The 17,957-nt window shown below is 64.8% G+C and carries 18 protein-coding genes; 7 read left to right on the forward strand and 11 right to left on the reverse strand.

What is annotated here, in order from left to right:
* Positions 1 to 147: 147 nt before the first annotated feature.
* The 5 genes from QXZ85_RS09320 to QXZ85_RS09340 all read right to left on the reverse strand — a co-directional run bounded on the left by QXZ85_RS09320 (position 148) and on the right by QXZ85_RS09340 (position 4,313).
* The gene (locus tag QXZ85_RS09320) at positions 148 to 870 is read right to left on the reverse strand and encodes a nucleotidyltransferase family protein (RefSeq protein ID WP_315702165.1); all 723 of its coding nucleotides are present in this window, start codon (positions 868 to 870) and stop codon (positions 148 to 150) included.
* A 158-nt stretch (positions 871 to 1,028) separates the two neighbouring features.
* Positions 1,029 to 1,340 (reverse strand): PilZ domain-containing protein, encoded by a 312-nt coding sequence (locus QXZ85_RS09325; RefSeq protein ID WP_315702164.1) that lies wholly within the window; start codon positions 1,338 to 1,340, stop codon positions 1,029 to 1,031.
* 125 nt (positions 1,341 to 1,465) lie between these two features.
* Positions 1,466 to 2,947, reverse strand: coding sequence for a M20 family peptidase (locus QXZ85_RS09330; protein ID WP_315742574.1), 1,482 nt, complete (start codon positions 2,945 to 2,947; stop codon positions 1,466 to 1,468).
* A 135-nt stretch (positions 2,948 to 3,082) separates the two neighbouring features.
* Positions 3,083 to 3,619, reverse strand: coding sequence for an inorganic diphosphatase (gene ppa / locus QXZ85_RS09335; protein WP_315702162.1), 537 nt, complete (start codon positions 3,617 to 3,619; stop codon positions 3,083 to 3,085).
* Between the two features lie 184 nt (positions 3,620 to 3,803).
* Entirely contained in the window at positions 3,804 to 4,313 is a 510-nt protein-coding gene (locus QXZ85_RS09340) for a GNAT family N-acetyltransferase (RefSeq protein ID WP_315702161.1), read from the reverse strand.
* 62 nt (positions 4,314 to 4,375) lie between these two features.
* Between QXZ85_RS09340 and QXZ85_RS09345 the strand changes: the two genes are divergently transcribed.
* The 4 genes from QXZ85_RS09345 to QXZ85_RS09360 all read left to right on the forward strand — a co-directional run bounded on the left by QXZ85_RS09345 (position 4,376) and on the right by QXZ85_RS09360 (position 7,160).
* Entirely contained in the window at positions 4,376 to 4,654 is a 279-nt protein-coding gene (locus QXZ85_RS09345) for a hypothetical protein (RefSeq protein WP_315750886.1), read from the forward strand.
* Positions 4,654 to 5,061: a thiol-disulfide oxidoreductase DCC family protein gene (locus QXZ85_RS09350; RefSeq protein WP_315750635.1), complete on the forward strand. Its 408-nt coding sequence runs from the start codon at positions 4,654 to 4,656 to the stop codon at positions 5,059 to 5,061. The genes QXZ85_RS09345 and QXZ85_RS09350 overlap by 1 nt, the downstream gene beginning before the upstream one ends.
* 110 nt (positions 5,062 to 5,171) lie before the next feature.
* Positions 5,172 to 6,248, forward strand: a complete 1,077-nt coding sequence (locus QXZ85_RS09355; RefSeq protein ID WP_409977688.1) for a YeiH family protein — start codon at positions 5,172 to 5,174, stop codon at positions 6,246 to 6,248.
* A gap of 6 nt (positions 6,249 to 6,254) precedes the next feature.
* Positions 6,255 to 7,160: a LysR family transcriptional regulator gene (locus QXZ85_RS09360; RefSeq protein WP_315702160.1), complete on the forward strand. Its 906-nt coding sequence runs from the start codon at positions 6,255 to 6,257 to the stop codon at positions 7,158 to 7,160.
* 376 nt (positions 7,161 to 7,536) lie between these two features.
* Here the strand turns inward: QXZ85_RS09360 and typA are convergent, their stop codons facing one another.
* Both typA and QXZ85_RS09370 read right to left on the reverse strand, forming a co-directional pair.
* On the reverse strand, positions 7,537 to 9,363 hold the full coding sequence (typA, locus tag QXZ85_RS09365; protein ID WP_315702159.1) for a translational GTPase TypA: 1,827 nt from the start codon (positions 9,361 to 9,363) through the stop codon (positions 7,537 to 7,539).
* A gap of 284 nt (positions 9,364 to 9,647) precedes the next feature.
* A complete protein-coding gene (locus tag QXZ85_RS09370) occupies positions 9,648 to 10,409 on the reverse strand; it encodes a Crp/Fnr family transcriptional regulator (RefSeq protein ID WP_316173982.1) in 762 nt (253 codons plus the stop codon).
* A 175-nt stretch (positions 10,410 to 10,584) separates the two neighbouring features.
* Between QXZ85_RS09370 and QXZ85_RS09375 the strand changes: the two genes are divergently transcribed.
* A complete protein-coding gene (locus QXZ85_RS09375) occupies positions 10,585 to 10,959 on the forward strand; it encodes a response regulator (RefSeq protein WP_315702157.1) in 375 nt (124 codons plus the stop codon).
* A gap of 242 nt (positions 10,960 to 11,201) precedes the next feature.
* Here QXZ85_RS09375 and QXZ85_RS09380 read toward each other — a convergent pair whose 3' ends face one another.
* Together QXZ85_RS09380 and QXZ85_RS09385 are read right to left on the reverse strand one after the other, a co-directional pair.
* Positions 11,202 to 12,776 carry an alkaline phosphatase D family protein gene (locus QXZ85_RS09380; protein ID WP_315761496.1) on the reverse strand — a complete coding sequence of 525 codons (1,575 nt, stop codon included), beginning with the start codon at positions 12,774 to 12,776 and terminating at the stop codon, positions 11,202 to 11,204.
* 195 nt (positions 12,777 to 12,971) lie between these two features.
* Positions 12,972 to 14,321 (reverse strand): TAXI family TRAP transporter solute-binding subunit, encoded by a 1,350-nt coding sequence (locus tag QXZ85_RS09385; protein WP_315703132.1) that lies wholly within the window; start codon positions 14,319 to 14,321, stop codon positions 12,972 to 12,974.
* Between the two features lie 355 nt (positions 14,322 to 14,676).
* Here QXZ85_RS09385 and QXZ85_RS09390 point away from each other — a divergent pair, with 355 nt between their 5' ends.
* Together QXZ85_RS09390 and QXZ85_RS09395 are read left to right on the forward strand one after the other, a co-directional pair.
* Positions 14,677 to 14,979 (forward strand): 4a-hydroxytetrahydrobiopterin dehydratase, encoded by a 303-nt coding sequence (locus QXZ85_RS09390; RefSeq protein WP_315702155.1) that lies wholly within the window; start codon positions 14,677 to 14,679, stop codon positions 14,977 to 14,979.
* Between the two features lie 96 nt (positions 14,980 to 15,075).
* Positions 15,076 to 15,474: a YkvA family protein gene (locus QXZ85_RS09395; RefSeq protein WP_315765837.1), complete on the forward strand. Its 399-nt coding sequence runs from the start codon at positions 15,076 to 15,078 to the stop codon at positions 15,472 to 15,474.
* Positions 15,475 to 15,614: 140 nt separating this feature from the next.
* On the opposite strand, the gene QXZ85_RS09400 is transcribed toward QXZ85_RS09395, so the two are convergent.
* Both QXZ85_RS09400 and QXZ85_RS09405 read right to left on the reverse strand, forming a co-directional pair.
* Positions 15,615 to 16,760: a TAXI family TRAP transporter solute-binding subunit gene (locus QXZ85_RS09400; RefSeq protein WP_409977482.1), complete on the reverse strand. Its 1,146-nt coding sequence runs from the start codon at positions 16,758 to 16,760 to the stop codon at positions 15,615 to 15,617.
* Between the two features lie 68 nt (positions 16,761 to 16,828).
* Positions 16,829 to 17,848, reverse strand: a complete 1,020-nt coding sequence (locus QXZ85_RS09405) for a hypothetical protein (RefSeq protein WP_315702152.1) — start codon at positions 17,846 to 17,848, stop codon at positions 16,829 to 16,831.
* Positions 17,849 to 17,957: the final 109 nt, after the last annotated feature.

Consider the following 17,957-nt stretch of genomic DNA (forward strand, 5'->3'; position numbering starts at 1 on the left):
GTCATGCCCGGGCATCCACGCCTGCCATGTGGTGCGGTGGCAAAGACGTGGATGGCCGGGACAAGCCCGGCCATGACAGCAATTACCAGCAACTATCTTATGGCTTCGTCCCGTCGGACGGCAGCGGAGCTTGCTGCGGGGCCCGAACTACGCCGCGCTCTCCAGCAGCGCGTCTTCGGCGGCGGCGACCGCGTCAGGTGTGCCGACATGCATCCAGACGCCGTCGAGGCGCAGGCCGAACAGCCGGTCCTGCTCATTGGCCTGGTCGAAACTCCTGGTCAGCGAGAACGCGCCGTCGGGCGCGCCGTCGAAGATCGCGGGCGAGATGATCGCCGCACCAGCATAGACGAAGGGGACGACCTGATGCTCCCGGCGCTTGCGCAGGGCGCCGTCGGGCAGCATCGAATAATCGCCCGGACCGCTATAGCCGATCGAGTTTGCGGTCGGCGCCATCAGCAGCAGGATGTCCATCCGTTCCGGATCGAAGGCGTCGGCAAGCCGGGTCAGGTTGTGTCGCACGCCCTCGACCCACATCGTATCGGAGTTGACGTGAAAGAAGGGCTCGGAGCCGAGCAGCGGCAGCGCCTTCACCACGCCGCCGCCGGTGCCGAGCACCTGATCGCGCTCGTCGGAGATGATGACGCGAGGCGCCTTGCGGGGCGCGACATGATCGATGATCTGGTCGGGCAGATAATGCACGTTCACGACCGCCTCGCTCACGCCGGCATCCGCCAGGCGGTCCAGCACGTGGTCGAGCAACGGCCGGCCGGCGACGCGCACGAGCGGCTTGGGCATGGTGTCCGTCAGCGGGCGCATGCGCAGGCCCAGACCGGCGGCGAGAACCATGGCTTTGTGCGGCTTGACTGGCATCTTTCGGCGTCTCGAAGCAGTAACAACCTTGTAGCGAATCATACCACGTAAGGGCGTGAATCGTCTCGACCCCCGCTGCGATAGCGAGCCGCGATGACGATTATGCGACGGACAAGGGTCCGAGGCCTAGCTGAGTTCGACTGCCAAAGGGCCGGATTTTAGGCGTCCTCGGCCGCGCGGCGGTTCGACTTCTTCTTGCGATCGCCGAGCTTCAGGAAATTGACGCCGATCTGGTCGCCATTGACCCAGGCGAGTTCGCAGCGGCGGTAGGCGAGGCCGGTCGAGGACAACAGCAGGAAGAACTCCTTCAGGTGCAGACCCTCGACCGAACCCTCGACCGTCAGCTTGGCGCCGGTCTCGGAGACGTCCTCGATGGTGCAATTGCGCCGCCAGGTGCCGTCGATGCCCATCATGAAGGCGGGGATACCGCGCTCGAAGACGACGCGCTCGCCCCTTTGACGTTCTGCCATCGGATCCTCCAACGCGCCCGTGCCTCGCGCGCGAATGATCACAACAGCGTAAAGCCGGATGGCTAAGAACCCGTAAACGGCGCCCGAGACGGCGCTTCGTGCCGTCGTTCACGTCCAAGTTTGCATCATCCCGCGCTCGCCTCCAGCAGCCGGCGATAGAAGCGGATCATGTCGGCATATCCGTCGATCGAGAGCCGCTCATTGGTGCCGTGGAAGCGCTTGAGGTCTTCGTTGGTCGCGCGCAGCGGCGAGAAGCGGAAGATGTTGTCGGCGACCCCGCCATAATGCCGCGAGTCGGTGCCGCCGACCATCAGGCCGGGCGCCACGACGGCATCGGAAAAGACCTCGCGGATGGTACGGTTCATCAGCTGATAGGACGGCGACGCGCTCGATGTGACCGGCGGCGGCTCGGTGTTGCTCGGCACCGGGTCGATCGCGATGCGATCATTGGCGATGGTCCGCGTGACATGCTCGATGACGCTGCCCTGCGTATCGCCCGGCAGCAGGCGGAAATTCACCGTGGCGGACGCAACGCCCGGCAGCACGTTATCCTTGTCGCCGGCGTTGAAGATCGTGAGTGCGGTGGTGGTGCGCACCATCGCTTCCGTCACACCGCTCTTTTCGAACTCGCGGAGCAAGAGCGGCCTGAACAGCCAGAGATTGGACAAGGCGACGCGGTTGAACCCGGTCATCTCCGGCGCGAGCGTTGCGAACATCTCGCCGACCGCGCCGTCGATCCGCATCGGCAGACGGTTGGCCTCGAGCTTCGCCAGCGCCGCGCTCATCATCCCGATTGCGGTGTCATGCGGCGGCATCGAGGAATGGCCAGGCGTCGCCTTCGCCTTCAGGAGCAAAGTCGCATAGCCCTTCTCGGCGACGCCGACCAGTGCGGCCGGCTTCGTGAGCCCCTTGATGCCGCCCTCGGAGATCAGGAGGCCTTCGTCGATCAGGAAGTCGAGTCGCACATTGCGCGAGGCCAGCAAGGCGGCGATCGCCTTGGCGCCTCGGGTGCCGCTGACCTCCTCGTCGTGACCGAACGCAAAATAGACCGTGCGCTTCGGCTTGAAGCCGGCCTTCGCCAGCGCTTCCGCCGCTTCGAGCATTGCGTAGAGATTGCCCTTGTCGTCCCAGGCGCCGCGGCCCCAGATGAAGCCGTCCTTGATGCTCCCGGAAAATGGCGGCTCGCTCCAATCGCCTTCCGTGCCCGGCGCGATCGGCACCACGTCCTGATGCGCGAGCAATGCGATCGGCTTGGCGGCGGGATCGCTGCCTTGCCACGTGTAGAGCAGGCTGTGACCCGCGACCACCTCCTGCTTGGCGGCCGCATGAAATGCAGGGAAGCTCGCTTCGATATGCGCCTTCAGCCCTGCAAACGCATTCGCATTCTGCTCGGGATCGTCATAGCTGGAGATGGTGCGAAAGCGGACGGCTGCGGCAAGCCGGTTCGCCGCGGCCTCTCCGTCGATCGAGACTTTCGGCAGCGCCGTCACCTGAAGCTGGCGCGAACCTTGGCGTTGCGTATTGAAGGCGACGATCGCGAGCACGGCGATGATCGCGACCAGCACGAGAAGAACGACGTTTCTGACGATCCTGGGCAGCCGTCGCATCGCGTTTACCCTCAAAGCAAAACGACGCCGCAAGCTTCGCCTGCGGCGTCGTCGACTTTGCTCAAAGCCTGCGGCGAAGTCCATCGCCGTTGCGATCGAAGCGCAACTCACTCACACCGCGAGCGCGCAGAGGGACTACTTCTTCGCAGCCTTCGCCCGGGCGATGCCTTCGGTGATCAGCTGATGCGCATCGTCGGCCGAGCCCCAGCGCAGCACCTTGACCCATTTGCCGGGTTCGAGGTCCTTGTAGTGCTCGTAGAAGTGCTGGATCTGCGCCAGCGTGATGTCCGGCAGGTCGCTATAGGTGCGCACCTTGTCGTAGCGCTGGGTCAGCTTCGACGACGGCACCGCGATGATCTTCTCGTCGCCGCCGGCCTCGTCTTCCATCAGCAACACGCCGACCGGGCGGACGCTCATCACGGCGCCCGGCACGATGGCGCGGGTGTTGGCGATCAGGACGTCGCAGGGGTCGCCGTCGTTCGAGAGCGTGTGCGGGATGAATCCGTAATTTCCCGGATACCGCATCGCCGTGTAGAGGAAGCGATCGACGAACAGCGTGCCAGCGTCCTTGTCGAGCTCGTATTTGATCGGCTCGCCGCCCACCGGGACTTCGATGACGACGTTGACGTCGCGTGGCGGATCTTTCCCGATCGGGATGGCGTCGATGCGCATGAAGGACTCCGTTGGACTGGAACGTAAAGGTCAGGCGTTCAGAGGACGAACGCACTCATTCGCAGTCGCAAAAAATTTGCGGCTCTGCAACAGCAACTTGATGCCGCACAACGCGTCGAGTTCGGCAGCCGCGCTTAAGCTTACTTGATCGAGGCGTAATGGCCTCAGAAACCGAGCCTGGAGCTCAATTGGTCCAGGCGAAGGCAACCTTGTCGAGCGATTTCGGCCCGAACCGCTCCGACGAGCGCGCCACCATCCGGCCGCCCAAGGTGCGGTAAAACTCGGTGGCGGGGTCGTTGTCGGACAACGCCCACACCACCATGCTCTTCAGGCCGCTTTGTGCGAGGTCGCGCTTGGCCGCCGTGAAGAGGCGGCGACCGAACCCCAGCCCCTGAAATTCCGGTCGCAGATAAAGCTCATAAATCTCGCCGTCGAAATGCAGACTGCGGGCGCGGTTGCGGCCGTAATTGGCATAGCCTGCGATCTTGTCGTTGAACACGAGCACGCTGACCCGGCTGCCCTTGCGGATCGCGCTGTCCCACCATTGCGGGCCGCGGCGATTGATCAGCTTTTCCAGCTCGGCGCCGGGGATGATACCCTGATAGGCAGAGCGCCAGGCTTCGTCATGGGCAGACGCCACCGCAGCCGCATCTGCAGCCTTGGCCGGACGGACTTCGATCAGGGTTGTGCTCATGAGGGGATCAAAGCAAGTCGGCGGCGCCGCTTCAAGGTCCAACGTTAAAGATCGGTTAACCTGTGGACTTTCTGCATCACCGGACGAGAAATCTGTGCCGAAAAGGGACGATTCGGCAACAGCCGGGCGATCCGGAGATGCCGGCCGCACCGGTGACGCGGCTTGGCCCTCAAAAAGCTCCGCTGATTCGGTGGGGCGGTTCGGGGTTAGAATGCGCGATGCGTCTCGGCTGCGCGATATTCACGCCCGATCTCTGGCGCGAGCCGCTGGGCGCGCTGGTCAAGACAGGACCCGCGATCGTGCTGATGCTGGTCGCGCTGTCGACACTGGATAATCGATGATGACGCAATGGCCCGATGACGACGTGATCCTCTACGATGGGGTCTGCGTGTTCTGCTCGCGCTGGGTTCGTTTCGTGATCGCGCGCGATCGCGAGGCGCGGTTTCGGTTCACGCCGATCCAGTCGGCCTACGGCACCCGCCTCGCGCAGGCGTTCGGCATCGATCCTGATGATCCCGACACCAATGCCGTCGTGCACGGCGGCAGGGCGCACCTGAAATCCGATGCCGCGCTGACGGTGCTGTCGACCCTGCCCGGCTGGTGCTGGACGCGCGTGCTGTTCGCCGTGCCCAAGCCGCTGCGCGACGTGGTCTACGGCCTGGTCGCCCGCAACCGCTATCGCATCTTCGGCAGATACGAGGCGTGCTTCATCCCGGATGCGGAGCTGCGGGCGCGGGTGCTGGAATAGCAGGTGATAATTAATCGATTGAAACGAACGGTTTATCCGATATAATGCGTTAGATCGATTGATAGGGGTGTGAAATTCTCCTCCCAGCCGCCCACGTGGGAGATTATTTCATGACTGCCCCGTCGCACGAACTCGCCGCCGATGCGCCCACCGCCGTTCCGCATCATGACTTCCGTGTCCACGCGCCCCTTCAGCACGGTATTCCGGCGCTGGTGCCCGGCCTCCTGCTCTCGGCGGCGATCGCCGGCGCCGGCTTTTCCCTGCGCCAGCTTCCAGGCCTGGCGGTGTTCAGTCCGATGATCCTGGCTATCGTCGCCGGCATGGCCTTCCACAACCTGATCGGGACGCCGCATCGGGCCAAGGCCGGCGTCACCTTCTCGCTCCGGCGGGTGCTGCGGCTCGCCATCGTGCTGCTCGGCTTGCAGCTCACCGCCGAGCAGGTGGTGGAGGTCGGCGCGCGCGGGCTTCTCGTGATCGCGCTCAGCCTCACCGGCACCTTCCTGTTCACGGTGTGGATGGGGCGGCTGCTCGGCGTCGAACGCAAGCTGACCGAACTGATCGCGGCCGGCACCTCGATCTGCGGCGCCTCGGCCGTGATCGCCACCAACACGGTCACCCGTGCGCCCGACGAGGACGTCGCCTATGCGGTGGCCTGCGTCACCGTGTTCGGCTCGATCGCGATGTTCAGCTATCCGCTGTTGCCGGCGCTGTTGCACCTCGATGCCCACGCCTATGGTCTGTGGAGCGGCGCCTCGATCCATGAGATCGCACAAGTGGTGGCCGCCGCCTTCCAGCAGGGCCAGCAGGCCGGCGAATTCGGCACCATCGCCAAGCTCGCCCGCGTGATGCTGCTGGCGCCCGTCGTGATCACGCTCGGCCTGCTGGCAGCGCGCCGCGCCCGTCATGGCGGCCATGCTCACGCCAGTGCAAAGGCGCCGCTGCCCTGGTTCATCTTTGGCTTCATCGCGCTGGTCGGCATCAACAGCATCGTCACCATTCCGGCGGAGGCCAGAACCGTCATCGTGACCGCGACCACCTTCCTGCTGTCGATGGCGCTGGCCGCGATGGGATTGGAAACCGATTTCGCCAAGCTGAAGGCCAAGGGCCTGCGGCCGCTCACGCTCGGCCTGCTCGCCTTCGTCTTCATCGCAAGCTTCAGCCTGACGCTGGTGAAGCTCACAAGTTAGGACGTCATGACGCTCGAGCAGCTCAGGATCTTCGTTGCGGTCGCGACCCGCGAGCATGTCACGCAAGCCGCGCGCGACCTCAACCTGACGCAATCGGCCACATCGGCGGCGGTCGCCGCGCTCGAAGCGCGATATCAAACCAAATTGTTCGACCGCGTCGGCCGCCGGATCGTGCTCACCGCCGCCGGCAAGACGTTCCTCGTCGAAGCCAGGAGCATCCTTGCCCGCGTCGCGAGCGCAGAGGCTGTGCTGGACGATCTCGCCGGGCTAAGGCGGGGGCAGCTGTCGCTGGCCGCGAGCCAGACCATCGCCGGCTATTGGCTGCCCGCCTTCATTCACAAGTTCAATGCCGCGCATCCGGCGATCACGCTCTCGCTCGCGATCGGCAACACCGAGCAGGTGGCCGCGCGCGTGCGCGAAGGTTCGGCGGACCTCGGTTTCGTCGAGGGCAATGTCGACGATCCCGTGCTCGCGGCGCAGCCGGTCGCGGATGACGAACTGGTGCTGGTCGGGCCGCCCGATCACCCGCTGTGCCGAGCATCGTCGGTCACGGCCGGCGATCTGAGGTCGGCGCGCTGGGTGCTGCGCGAGGCGGGTTCGGGGACACGGGCGGTGTTCGAGGCTGCGCTCGCTGAGCTCGGCGTCGATCCACGCGAGCTCGATGTCGCGTTCGATCTGCCCTCCAACGAGGCGGTGCGCGGTGCGGTCGAAGCGGGTGCCGGCGTGACCGTGATCTCGCGCCTGGTCGTGGTCCGCGCCTTGAAGGCGGGTCTGCTGGCTGTCGCCAATATCCCGCTGCCCAAACGGCATTTCTTCAGCCTGCGTCACAAGGAGCATCACCAGACGATGGCGGCGCGGGAATTCTTGCGGATGGTGGGGGATGATCGCGAATCGCGCTCAGCGCGAGCGTAGCGACGCGATCCAGGAATCCTCCCACGGCCGCCCTCTGGATTGCTTCGTCGCTTCGCTCCTCGCAATGACGAGGAGAGAGTTGGTCGATCGCCGTCGGCGCTGAAGGTGCCGAGGCGTCGCGGCAATTGCTCCCTCGCCGCGCAAGCGGCAGGGCAATCGCATATGGGTAAATGCGGCCGGACGATCTCGCCCGCGGCCGTCCTTCGAGATGCTCGCCTCCGGCGAGCTCCTCAGGACGAGGCCATCTTTGCGGTGAGATCGTAGCCTCTCATGGTGAGGGCACGGCAAAGCCGCGCGTCTCGAACCATGAGGCCGCGACCCTGCTTGGGCCATATGAGACAGCCCGGCCGCAAGCGGGGAGGGAGCAGGAGCGTGCTTACGCCACCGCTTCCTTGGTCTTTTCGGCGCGCTTGCGCTCGTTCGGGTCGAGATGCTTCTTGCGCAGCCGGATCGATTTCGGCGTCACCTCGACCAGTTCGTCGTCCTCGATATAGGCGAGCGCCTTTTCCAGCGTCATCCTGATCGGCGGCGTCAGCCGGACGGCTTCGTCTTTCGAGGTGGTGCGGATGTTGGTGAGCTGCTTGCCCTTGAGCACGTTGATCTCGAGGTCGTTGTCGCGGGTGTGCTCGCCGACGATCATGCCGCGATAGACCTTCCAACCCGGCTCGATCATCATCGGGCCGCGGTCTTCCAGCTTGAACATCGCGTAGGCCACCGCCTCGCCCTGGTCGTTGGAGATCAGGACGCCATTGCGGCGGCCGGCGATCTCGCCCTTGTACGGGGCGTAGCCGTGGAAGAGGCGGTTCATGATCGCGGTGCCGCGGGTGTCGGTGAGCAGTTCGCCCTGGTAACCGATCAGGCCGCGGGTCGGCGCGTAGAACACCAGCCGCAGCCGGTTGCCGCCGGACGGGCGCATCTCGATCATCTCGGCCTTGCGTTCGCTCATCTTCTGCACGACGACGCCGGAATGCTCTTCGTCGACGTCGATCACGACCTCCTCGATCGGCTCCAGCCACTGGCCGGTGGCCTCGTCCTTTTGCAGAACGACGCGCGGGCGCGACACCGACAGCTCGAAGCCCTCGCGGCGCATGGTCTCGATCAGGATCGCGAGCTGCAATTCGCCGCGGCCGGACACTTCCATGGCGTCCTTGTCGACGGATTCGACGACGCGGAGCGCGACGTTGCCCTCGGCCTCGCGCAGCAGGCGGTCGCGAATCATGCGGCTCGTCACCTTGTCACCCTCGGTGCCCGCCAGCGGCGAGTTGTTGACGATGAAAGACATCGACACCGTGGGCGGATCGATCGGCTGCGCCGGCAGCGGCGTTTCGACGGTGGGGTCGCAGAAGGTGTCGGCGACGGTGCCCTTGCTGAGGCCAGCGATGGCGACGATGTCGCCGGCTTCGGCCTCGTCGAGCGGCACGCGCTCGATACCGCGGAACGCCAGAATCTTGGAGATGCGACCCTGCTCGACAACCTTGCCTTCGGCGTTCAGCACCTTCACGGCCTGGTTCGGCTTGATACTGCCCGAGGTGATGCGCCCGGTGATGATGCGTCCAAGGAAGTTGTTGGCTTCCAGGATGGTGCCGATCATACGGAACGGCCCCTCTTCGACCGATGGTGCCGGCACATGGCGCAGCACCAGGTCGAACAGCGGCTGCATGCCCTGGTCCTTCGGACCGTCCGGGCTGTCGGCCATCCAGCCCTGCTTGGCCGAGCCGTAGAGGATCGGGAAGTCGAGCTGCTCCTCGCTGGCGTCGAGCGCCGCGAACAGATCGAACACCTCGTTGATGACCTCGGTCGGCCGTGCGTCCGGGCGGTCGACCTTGTTGATGACGACGATCGGCTTCAGCCCCACCTTGAGCGCCTTGGAGACCACGAATTTGGTCTGCGGCAGCGGACCCTCGGCGGCGTCGACCAGCACCAGCGCACCGTCCACCATGTTGAGGATGCGCTCGACCTCGCCGCCGAAATCGGCGTGGCCGGGGGTGTCGACGATGTTGATGCGCGTGTCCTTCCACTGCACCGAGGCCGCTTTCGCCAGGATGGTGATGCCGCGCTCGCGCTCCAGGTCGTTGGAGTCCATGGCGCGCTCGGCGACCTTCTGGTTCTCGCGGAAGGTGCCGGATTGCTGCAGCAGGCGATCGACGAGCGTGGTCTTGCCGTGGTCGACGTGGGCGATGATGGCGATGTTGCGAAGGTTCATGACTTGCTTCTTTAAGCTTTCTTAAGCTCGTGCTCTGTCCCCGGCGGCGCGCGCTCCTGCAGGGAAATCAGTTGTTTAGCTATGGAGCGCGCTCGCGAAACTGGTCTGCGGCGGAGAGGGCATCCCGCCCTCAAAAAGGAAGCCCGGCCAAAAGGACCGGGCAAACCTGACGCGTTGCGCCGCAATATAGGCAGAAACTACCAAAAAACAATGACAATCAATGACAATCCTGGTTGGTGCGCCGACGTGCGAAGTCCTGTGCCGGGCTGTCGGTTCCCGCCAGATCAGCCAGCCGCCGCCTGCTCGCTCGGGTAGACGCCGCGGAGTACCTCCTCGAAATGGCCTTTCACGGCCTCGTTGCAGAGGCAGGAGCGCCGCTTCAGGGCTTCCGTATCGCGGACCGTGATCGCGCCACGCCGGGTCTCCAGGATGCCCTCGGCCTTGAAGGTCTGGAGCACGCGGCTGGCATAGCTGCGGCCGACCCCGAGCAAGGTGGCGAGCTGCTCGTGGGTCAACGGTACGGTCGGGTCGCCATCGGTCCGCTCCATGGCTGCGATGATCCATTTCGCCGTGCGCTGCTCGATCGAATGGATCGCGTTGCAGGCGGTGGACTGGAACATCTGGGCCAGCATGCAGTCGGCGTAGCGCGCGAACACGCTGCGCAAGGTCTTCGACTGCAGCTTGGCAGCGTCGAGCTTGGTGACGGGCAGACGAACGAAGGGGCCGGCGAACTTGACGACGATGCGGGTATAGGCGGGCAGAAAGCCCTGGCTGACGATGCCGCCGACCGCGCCTTCGCGCCCCACCAGAATGGTCTCGACGTCGCGCCCATCCTCGTTCGCGACCAGATAGGAGGCAAGGGCCGGTCCGCAGGGAAAGTGCACGATCTGCACGTCGTCGCCGGGGTTGTACAGCAGGTCCCCGGCCGAGGTCTGCTCCTCGGCCAGATGCGGAGAGAGCAGTGCATAGTCGGTCATGCTCAATCGGCGCAGCAAGTTATTGTACGGCCGCTCGCGCGAGAGCGGCGTCACTCCCTGACCCAGCATTGCCATTCTCCGCCCTCTTGGCTCAGTGTTGGCCCTGTCGATTTGTTTCACGCTATGTACAGAAGTGGACCGACAGGGGAACTCTGGTATGGTGGTTTCGTTCCAGGAACCCGCCGGCGTGCTTGTGCGAAGGCGCTGGCTGCGGGGGCCGTCCTTCATCTCTGGAACCCCGCTCATGACCGCTTCGCAACTCGGCTTGCCGGAGCTTTATCAGGACATATTGATCGTCGAGGACGATCCGATCATCGCGCTCGGCCTCGAAGATACGATCCTCGGCTTCGGCGTGCCGACCGTGCGTGTTGCCGCCAACGTCGCGAACGCGCTCGTGATGATCGAGCAGCGCGCGCCGGATTTCGCGCTGCTCGATGTCGGACTGGTGCGCGGCAATAGCTTCGCCGTGGCTGAGCGGCTGGCTGCGCTGCAGATCCCGTTCGCCTTTGCGACCGGTTATGACGCCGACCGCGTGCCCGCGCAATTCTCCGACCGGCCGCGGCTGCAGAAGCCTTGCCCGACGGATGCACTGGAAGCGGCGCTGCGGCGGAAGACGTAGCGAGCGGAGCTGATCGCACCGCTACTAAATTCCCTTTCCCGGCAAGCGGCAGGGCAATCGCATATGACTGTAGCTTCGGGCCTCATGGTTCTCCCGGCGAAGCATCGTCCGGAGACGCGCGGCTTCGCCGCGCCCTCACCATGAGGGTCTGTCATTTTGCCGCAAAACAGGCCCTCGTCCTGAGGAGCTCGCCGGAGGCGAGCGTCTCGAAGGACGGCCGCGGGAGAAATCGTCGGCGGCACTCACTCCAGCTTCGGATCGAGCGTGGTCGACCACAGCGCGATGTCGGCGCGATCGCGCAAGGTCACTGTCATCTGTCCGGTGGCGCCTTCGATCTTGACGTGGCCGAAGAACTGCATGCCCGCCGACGGCGGCAGGTTCTGCTTGTCGAGGCCGGGCGCCTTGATGAAGCGCACCTCGGGGCCGAACGTGTTGTCGAGCTCGTTCGGTCCGAACGTGCCGGCATGCAGCGGCCCCGAGACGAACTCCCAGAACGGCTCGAAGTCCTGGAATTGCGCCTTGTCCGGATTGTAGTAATGCGCGGCGGCGTAGTGGACGTCGGCGGTCAGCCACACCGTGTTCTGGATCGGCGCCGTCTTGATGAAGCGGAGGATCTCGGCGATCTCGAGCTCGCGGCCGCGCGGCGGACCGTCACCTTGCGCGAACGCTTCAGAGCCGCGTTTGTTGGCGGCATCGTCATAGACGATCAGGCTGAGCGGCATGTCGGAAGCGATCACCTTCCAGGTCGCGCGCGAGTTCAACAGTGCCCGCTTCAGCCAGCGCATCTGCTCGGGGCCGAGGAAATAGGCATCGGGACCGTATTCGGTCTGCTGATTCGGGTTGTTCGGACCGCGATAGGAGCGCTCGTCCAGCATGAACACGTCGAGATGCGGACCATAGGAGATGCTGCGATAGACGCGACCGGGCTCGACAATGCTTTCGCGCAGCGGATACATCTCGTGGAAGGCGCGCGCGGCGCGCGCCGCCAGCAGCTGGATGTTGCGCTCCTTGTAGGCGGCTGGAAGATCCTTCGAGGCCGACCAGTTGTTGGTGACCTCGTGATCGTCCCACTGCACGAAGATCGGCACCTCGGCATTGAAGGCGCGGACATTGTCGTCGAGGAAATTGTATTTGTGAGCGGCGCGGAATTCGTCGAGCGTCTCGGCGACCTTGGCCTTCTCCGGGATGGTGAGATTCTTCCAGAGCTTGCCGTCGGAAAGCTTCACCTCGGATGCGATCACGCCGTCGGCGTAGATGGTGTCGCCGGAGTGGATGAAGAAGTCCGGCCGGTGCTTTTTCATGGTCGAGAACGTGAACATGCCCCCGTCGTCCGGGTTGATGCCCCAGCCTTGCCCGGCGACGTCGCCGCCCCAGACGAAGCTGACATCGCGCTTGTCCGAGGGCGCGGTACGGAAGCGGCCGACGACCGGCTCGCTCTCGATGTCGGGATGCGACAAGTCGCGGAATTTGACGCGGTAGAAGATATCCTGGCCGCCGGGCAGGTTCTCGACCAGCATCTTGGCCGTGTAGTCACTTTCCGGCAGCGCTGCGATCGGCGGCAGCGCGCGGGCGTCCTTGAACGTGTCTGATGTGGCGACCTCGACCAGCATCTGCGCGGGTCGGTCGGCGCGCGACCAGATCACGCCGCCGTCGCTGCTCACATCGCCGGACTGCACACCGTGAGTGATCTGCGGCCGGTCGGCGGCGCGGCTGAGGTAAGGCATGGCCAGCGTGCTGACGCCGGCTGCGGCCGCGGTGGACAGGAAGCGGCGGCGGGAGAGCGCATGGAAAGCGCGGCGTGGGATTCGGATCGTCATGAATATCTCCTCCGGGGCGGCGGCGAGTCGCGCCCGAATGTACGACCGAAGAGCTAGGAAAATTCGATGACAGCGCGATTACGCGAAGGCGCCACAGGGGAGGATTTTGCGAGCCGTTCCGATGTCGGTCCACGAAGCTGACGTCGGCTGGCGGTGAAGCGCCAGCGTTGCATCGCGGCTGGACTTGCCTTGGTATCAGGTGCCGGTCGCGCGCAATTGGGGACCGTTGCCGGTGCCGGCGCGCGGCGGGGTCTGCGGCATGCTCATCAGGATCAGCTTGCGGTCGGCGACCGCATTGTGGAACTGCTCGAGCGCGATGTTGAAGGCGGTGAGCGCGGCGTGCTCGATCGCGCCATCCTCGAAACAGGCAAGCGTGTTGCGCAGGATGTCGTCGGCTTCGCTCTGCATGTTGTCGAGCTCTTCGGGGGAATCGCTCTTGCGCGCGATCGTGATCATTTCGAGCAGCCGGTCACGCATCGAACTGTTGATGAACCGCTCGTCCTTCTTCAGATAGCCGGCGAACCAGGCACCGATCGAGCCCATCGCCGAGAGCGCCATCAGGCTCCACCAGATGTAATCGCTGTAGCGGTCGAGGAAGGTCTTCTCCTCGCCGTCGACAAAGGCGGCCGCTCCCGGATGCACTGGGATCGCGGCGTCCTTGTCGGTGTCGGGGGTCTCGATCTTCGCAGCCAACGGGAATTCCGACATCAGCTGCTGGCGCACCGAAAACAGCTGGCGGGCGAAGGCGGAGACGGTCGATTCCGCCAAGCCTTTGCGCGCCACGATGTGGTGGTTGAAGCTGATCGTCTTCACCTCGTCCTCGGGCCGGTCGGGCGAGCCGCCGAAGGCGCCGGCCGGGATGTCGGCCGCTTCATATTCCGGATGATTCTGCGCGATCGCTTCCGCAGAATCGATCGCAAGGAAGGTCGGTGTGCCGCCATCCTTGGTGGAGGCTGCGATCGCCTCCGTCGTGATCTTGCTGTTGACAGGTCCCGCAGCCAGCCAGACGTCGGCTTTCTGACTGCGCACCGCGTCGATGGCCTCGGTGATCGGGAATTGCAGGATATCGACCTTGCCGGGATCGACGCCATATTGCTGCAGGATCACCTTGAGCAGATTGACGTTGGCCGGAGTGCGGCCGATGACGCCGATCTTGCGGCCGGCGAGCTGCGAAATCTTGGTGATCTTCGCGCCCTTCCTCCGGCCCTTGGCCGGCGGCACCCATAGCACCGCGACGTTCTTGCGCAGCGTTGCCACGGCCTGCGCGTTCTTCGGAACGTTGAGGTCGCCGCGGATGATGGCGAGATCGACCTTGCCTTCGGCGAGCGCCTGCGCGCTTTCGGCGGCGCCCTCGGTCTGCACCGGACGCAAGCGGACATAGCCGTGATTTTGCGAAAACGCCTGGGTCAGCGCCTGCACCACCCTGAGATCGTCGCTGTTGGGAGGACCGACGGCGATCTTTAGCGGCACCGGGCGCATCGCAAAGTAATAGCCGCCGATAAGCGCGCCGACGATCGCCAGGATTCCGGCGACGACGATGAACACGACGGGGCGAACCGGCGAGCGCGGTTTTGTCGGGATCTGAGCTTCCACCAGGTCCAATCCTCCCATGATCGCGCTGGCGACAGTCGCCGATGGGTCTGGTTCCGAGCCGCTAGGCCAAACTTGTAGCAAATATCTTGCCTGAAGAGGGTTACATCTGCGTCATGGTTACCGGGATGCGCTGGGCTCGACCGGCGGGATCGGTTCCGCGAACGATGCGAATGCATGGTTTGGGATCGATGTCGGGAAGGTTCCCCTTGCGACGGCGGGCGCGAGGGCGGACAGTATGGCCATACCGGGCAGGCCGATGGCAGGGCGGCGGGTCCGATCAGCGGAACGTTAGCGAGAGGAGGCGATCATGGCGGAGCGATTGTCGGCCGAGGCGCGGGCCGCGGCCCTGGGCGAGCTTTCCGGCTGGACCGAACTGGACGGCCGCGACGCGATCAGGCGAACCTTCACTTTCAAGGATTTCAACGCGGCCTTCGGCTTCATGTGCCGCGTCGCGCTGGTGGCCGAGAAGCGCGACCATCATCCGGAATGGCGCAATGTCTACCGTACCGTCGAGGTGGTGCTGGCGACACACGACGCCGGCGGCGTCACGAAGCTGGATATCGAACTGGCCAAGGCGATGGATGCGATCGCAGCGCAGATGGGCGCATAATGTGCTCTCCTCCCTTATCTGGCTTGCGGGTCGCGGAGCCATCCCCACATCTTGTGGCGGCAGGCCGCTAGGATCGCGGCACGAGGGGAACCAAACGTGGCATCCGACACCACCGACTATACTGTGGGTTTCGAACCGGCCGACCGCCTCGCGCGCGACCGCGATAGTGTGCGCCGCAGGTTCTGGACCAAGTTCAAGCGGGTGATGGCGAAGCTGCCCTTCGCCGAAGACCTGCTCGCCGCCTATTACTGCGCGTTCGACAGTGAGACGCCGCGTCACGTCCAGGCCGCGCTGCTCGGCGCCATCGCCTATTTCATCCTGCCGTTCGATTTCATTCCGGACGTGATGCCGGTGCTCGGCTTCACCGACGATGCGGCCGTGCTCGCCACGGCCATCCGCATGGTCGCCTCGCACATCACCCCCGATCATCGCGCCGCCGCACGCGCCGCGCTAAAGCGCGGGCTGGAGGGGGACGAAGAGGACAAGGCCAATTAGCTGTCCGGTGGCGGCACCAGTGCACGGCACGTGGCGTCCGCCGAGGTCACGCGATGTGCGCGTGAGAATAACGCAAGAGAAAAGCCCCGCGGCATGACCGCGGGGCTTTTGTTTGCTTGAGCAGCTGATCGGCTACAGCCTCAGCGCTGCCGCGTCTGCGTCCGCGGGCTGCCGTTCCGCTCGGCCTCCCAGGCCTGGAACTGCTTGAACAGGGCCTCGCGATCGGCCTCGCTCTGCAGGCCCTTGCCGGCGTCGCTCTGCTTCACGAAATCGTCGAAGCGGTCGCGCGCCGCACCCGAACTTTCGAACGAATGGGTCTCCAGCCACTGCTTGGCATAGGGGAAGCGTTGCCAGCCCGCCAGCGGCGCCGACAGCGAGACCTCCTTCCACTTCGGATGGAAGGGCGGCTTCTGGAAGCTCGGAAACTTGGCGAAGAAGGCGTCGACGAACAGCGACAGTTTGCGATAGCGGTCGGTGTTGGGCGCCCAGTTGTAGGCGGCGAGCACCGCCGGTACGGCGATGGTGTCGACCTTGTCGCCTTCGGCGATCAGGTTCGGATAATCCTTCGACGTGAGCGTTGCCGGCAGGTAGTCGGTTTGCAGCGGTCGGTCATAATCGACGTTCACCAGATGGAAGCGACCGCCGTCGTTGACGAAATTGCTGACCGACTTGTACGGCTTGCCGCCGACCACGATCACCGCATCGAGCTCGCCCTTCTTCAGCTTCTCCATCGCGATGCGCTGTTCGATGTAGCGGAAGTTGGAGGCATTGAGCCCGAGCCGTTCGAACGTGGTCAAGGCGGTGACGAAGGTGCCGCCATCGGGCAGGTCGACGCTGACCCGCTTGCCGTCGAGGTCGCGCAGATTGCGGATCGCGAGCGGCGCGATCACCTGCATCTCTTCATTGTAGAGCTTGGTCACATAGGTGAATTGCTTCTTGATGTCGTGCGCGAAGCCCTTGCGCTCGAGATAGTCGAGCGTGTCGGCACGCACCACGCCGAGATCCACCCCCTGCAGGAACAGAATGTCGGCGACGCTCTGCACCGAGCCGCGGCCGACGATCGGCAGCACGCGCAGCTTGTTGCCGTCGTCGAGCACGGAGGCGAGGTCGGCACCGAACTGCACATAGGTGCCGCCGATGGTACCGGTGATCATCGTCACTGTATTGGCGTTAAGGGCCTGCTTGGTCTGGTTCGAACCGAACTGGAAGACGGCCTTGAGACTGTCGCTGACTTTGGCGGGATCATACTCGTCCGCCGCCTGGGCGCTGAACGCGCCCATCGTCATGATGGCAGCAAGTGCTGCCAGCCTGCTGAAAGGTGTCATGTGTTCCCCTGCCTTGAAAAAATCTGAACTTAATTCTGCAATTGATCGAGCCGCCGCTGCGCCTCGGCCGAGCCGAGCTGCGCTGCACGGCGATACCAGGTGCGCGCTGCCGCCGGATCGGCATTGATGTTGCGCACGTCGCTCGTCCCCAGCACCTGAGCGTCGTAGGTCTGCGCCAACATCAGCGCGGCGCCGGCCTCTTGGGCGTCGGCAGCACGCTCGAGCAGCAGGCGCGCGGCCGGGATGTCGCCGGCCGCCAATAGGCTCTTGGCGCGCTTCATGATGCCGGCGAGTTCGTCAGGATCCATGCGCCGCGCCTTGGGTTGCTGCGACTGCATCGGCGTGGAGATGGATGGCCCGACGATGGCCGGTGCCACGATCGCAGTCGCCGCGCCCGGCGCGGTGATCGAATTGGGCGCGGTGACGGCCGGTGTCGCTGCCGGAGGCGGCGCGGCGGGTGCCGGCTGCGGTGTCGTGACCGCGGGGTCGACAGCGGCGCGGTTCTGCAGCGCGGCCTGGTAGGCGTTGGCGATGTCTTCCCGGCTCGGCGCGACGGAGGCGGTCTGCACCGGGCTGGCGACGGGGGCCGGCGCGGGCGGGACCCTGGCCGGCTCGTTCAGCTGCAGGTCGCGCGCGGTCAATTGCGTGTCAGCGGGCTGCGGCGGTGCGGTCGGATCGGCGGGCGCGCCGATGATCGAGGCCTTGGCGGTGGCGATCAGGTCGCGCGTCGCGTCCGACGTGACCAGCGCGAACACCATCGCCACGCCGGCTGCGGCGACGACCGCAAGCAGGATCCGTGACGATATGGATGGGCGCCGCCGGCGCGCCGGCCAGTGCTCCTCATAGGCGAATTCCGTCCCGTCCTGTTCATTGTCGTAGTCGGACAAGAACATCGGCATCGACTCGTCGGAGGGATAGCTGTCCTGAGTCGATCGTCCGAAACGGTAGACCTGCGAGCGTTCTTGCGCAGCCTCTTCTGGAAAGGGTCTGAAGTCGGGACTACCTGAAACTCCGTCGTGTGACCGACCGTAGCTCCTACGCTCACCCATAGCTGTTCCCCATCATCTTCACGCAACAATTGTGGCCCCGAGTTGTCAGCTCTCAGGGCCAGTCGCATTTTGCCGGAGGCACCCCATTTGCCTTGAACTAATTGACTAT

The organism is Bradyrhizobium sp. SZCCHNGR1005 (assembly GCF_032489995.1).
Lineage (GTDB): Bacteria > Pseudomonadota > Alphaproteobacteria > Rhizobiales > Xanthobacteraceae > Bradyrhizobium.

Coding starts and splice junctions, on each gene's coding strand:
- QXZ85_RS09400 (WP_409977482.1), bottom strand. CDS start 16,760: ATGACGATGGGCGCGTTCAGCGCCCAGGCGGCGGACGAGTATGATCCC.
- typA (WP_315702159.1), bottom strand. CDS start 9,363: ATGAACCTTCGCAACATCGCCATCATCGCCCACGTCGACCACGGCAAG.
- QXZ85_RS09370 (WP_316173982.1), bottom strand. CDS start 10,409: ATGCTGGGTCAGGGAGTGACGCCGCTCTCGCGCGAGCGGCCGTACAAT.
- QXZ85_RS09325 (WP_315702164.1), bottom strand. CDS start 1,340: ATGGCAGAACGTCAAAGGGGCGAGCGCGTCGTCTTCGAGCGCGGTATC.
- QXZ85_RS09360 (WP_315702160.1), top strand. CDS start 6,255: ATGACGCTCGAGCAGCTCAGGATCTTCGTTGCGGTCGCGACCCGCGAG.
- QXZ85_RS09340 (WP_315702161.1), bottom strand. CDS start 4,313: ATGAGCACAACCCTGATCGAAGTCCGTCCGGCCAAGGCTGCAGATGCG.
- QXZ85_RS09350 (WP_315750635.1), top strand. CDS start 4,654: ATGACGCAATGGCCCGATGACGACGTGATCCTCTACGATGGGGTCTGC.
- QXZ85_RS09380 (WP_315761496.1), bottom strand. CDS start 12,776: ATGACGATCCGAATCCCACGCCGCGCTTTCCATGCGCTCTCCCGCCGC.
- QXZ85_RS09390 (WP_315702155.1), top strand. CDS start 14,677: ATGGCGGAGCGATTGTCGGCCGAGGCGCGGGCCGCGGCCCTGGGCGAG.
- QXZ85_RS09355 (WP_409977688.1), top strand. CDS start 5,172: ATGACTGCCCCGTCGCACGAACTCGCCGCCGATGCGCCCACCGCCGTT.
- QXZ85_RS09320 (WP_315702165.1), bottom strand. CDS start 870: ATGCCAGTCAAGCCGCACAAAGCCATGGTTCTCGCCGCCGGTCTGGGC.
- QXZ85_RS09405 (WP_315702152.1), bottom strand. CDS start 17,848: ATGGGTGAGCGTAGGAGCTACGGTCGGTCACACGACGGAGTTTCAGGT.
- QXZ85_RS09375 (WP_315702157.1), top strand. CDS start 10,585: ATGACCGCTTCGCAACTCGGCTTGCCGGAGCTTTATCAGGACATATTG.
- ppa (WP_315702162.1), bottom strand. CDS start 3,619: ATGCGCATCGACGCCATCCCGATCGGGAAAGATCCGCCACGCGACGTC.
- QXZ85_RS09330 (WP_315742574.1), bottom strand. CDS start 2,947: ATGCGACGGCTGCCCAGGATCGTCAGAAACGTCGTTCTTCTCGTGCTG.